Source organism: Protofrankia sp. Cr1 (genome assembly GCF_963555865.1).
Lineage (GTDB): Bacteria > Actinomycetota > Actinomycetes > Frankiales > Frankiaceae > Protofrankia.
This window is the reverse complement of sequence record NZ_CAUVXO010000691.1, coordinates 1-1196: the sequence shown is the minus strand read 5'-3', so window position 1 is coordinate 1196 and position 1196 is coordinate 1. Positions and strand designations below refer to the sequence as shown.

Sequence of the window (1196 nt, the reverse complement as noted above, 5' to 3'; positions counted from 1 at the left end):
GTTGCGACGATCGGCAGCATGGGTGGCGACGACAGTGCGGTGGAGGAGTAGGCGGTGGAGGAGAAGTGGGAGGCCACCCGGTCGTCCACCGGATCCTGCGCAGGGTCATGGTGCACGACCAGGTGCCGGTAGAGCGTGTCGCGCTGAGCGGGGATCCGGTCGGCGGTACGGATCAGACCGATGAGCTCGGTCCGGTTGGTCCGGTGCCGGGCGCCGGCCGAGGACACCACGTTCTCCTCCAGCATGACCGAACCCAGATCGTCCGCGCCCATGTGCAGGGTGAGCTGACCGACCTCCTTGCCGGTCGTCAGCCACGAGCCCTGCAGGTGCGCGATGTTGTCGAAGAACAGCCGAGCTACCGCCACCAGCCGCAGGTATTCGATCGTGGACGCCTGCGTGCGTCCGCGCAGGTGGTTGTTTTCCGGCTGGTAGGTCCACGGGATGAACGACCGGAAACCGCCGGTGCGGTCCTGGACGTCGCGGATCATCCGAAGGTGCTCGATGCGCTCGGCGTTGGTCTCACCGGTGCCCATCATGAACGTCGCGGTCGATTCGACACCGAGACCGTGCGCGGCTTCCATCACCGACAGCCACACATGGCCGGGTTCCTTCAGCGGGGCGATGGCGTGCCGGGGACGCTCGGTGAGAATTTCCGCCCCTGCGCCGGCAAAGCTGTCGAGCCCCGCGTCGCGCAGCCGAACAATGACGTCGTTGTAGCTCAGCGCGGACGTCCGCGCGATGTGGACGACCTCGCTGGCGCCCAGGGAATGCAGGGTGAGCTGCGGGTACGTCCGCTTGATCGCCGCGAAGGCAGCCTCGTACCATTCGATACCGAACTCGGGATGGTGGCCGCCCTGGAGCATGATCTGGGTTGCCCCCAGCTCAACTGCCTCGCCGCATCTGGCGACGATGTCGTCGACGTCGCGGACCCAGCCTTCGGAGTGACCCGGAGCGCGGTAGAACGCGCAGAACCGGCACGCGGTCACGCAGACGTTCGTGTAGTTGATGTTCCGATCGATGATGTACGTCGCGATGCCATCCGGGAAACGGCGGCGCCGGACGGCGTCGGCGGCCTGGCCGAGGGCGTGCAGCGGGGCCTTCGTGTAGAGCAGCAGCGCCTCGTCGGGGCTGATCCGCCCGCCGTCCGCGGCGCGGGCGAGCACGGAGGAGATCTCCCCCTCGCTCACCACCGAAGG

General features: G+C 67.6%; 1 protein-coding gene. It reads right to left on the bottom strand.

Going from position 1 to position 1196, the window contains the following annotated elements:
• Window positions 1–1187 (bottom strand): cyclic dehypoxanthinyl futalosine synthase (gene mqnC, locus U9980_RS28075; RefSeq protein WP_322770685.1); only part of this gene is annotated, 1187 nt, incomplete at its 3' end.
• Between the last annotated feature and the right edge of the window lie 9 nt (window positions 1188–1196).